This window comes from Pseudarthrobacter sp. 05T312 (assembly GCF_056396685.1).
Genome location: NZ_JBFTLY010000061.1, coordinates 1 through 423, shown reverse-complemented (window position 1 = coordinate 423; position 423 = coordinate 1). Strand labels below are relative to the sequence as shown.

Here is a 423-nt window from a genome sequence, read left to right as displayed (position 1 = left end):
GTCCATTGATGTAACAGACATATCAGCCCTTGAAAAACAGTGAGCGGGCAGGAGGTGCCATATGGAGCTTTGGACGGAGCGACTGATTAAAGAGTATTCGAACAACATGAGGAAGTTGGAGAAGTATCGTGACACACTGGACAGGGAAGATGTGTTGCAGCAGAACGAACTTAAAGTGGTTGACGAGATGGTTTCCGACATGCGGTTTGCCATCGAGTGGATGCGGAAAGGGCGTCGACCATACGCCCGCCGAGGCGTTGATATAAGGGATGCCTACAGCCGTTCAATCCTGATGGATATGGATCTTCTCCCGGCAGCTGTGACGCCTGAGGTCGAGCAGGAAACGGCCATAACCCTCGCCGAGAAGAAGACTTTGGTGAAGATCATGCTGCAGCTCTCAACCCGAGAGCGCCAGTGTTATCT

The 423-nt window shown here is 52.0% G+C and carries 1 protein-coding gene; it reads left to right on the top strand.

All coding sequences use genetic code 11. The annotated features are described in order from the left end of the window. Window positions 1-61: 61 nt before the first annotated feature. Window positions 62-423 (top strand): hypothetical protein (locus AC1DIP_RS22305; protein ID WP_477735128.1); only part of this gene is annotated, 362 nt, incomplete at its 3' end.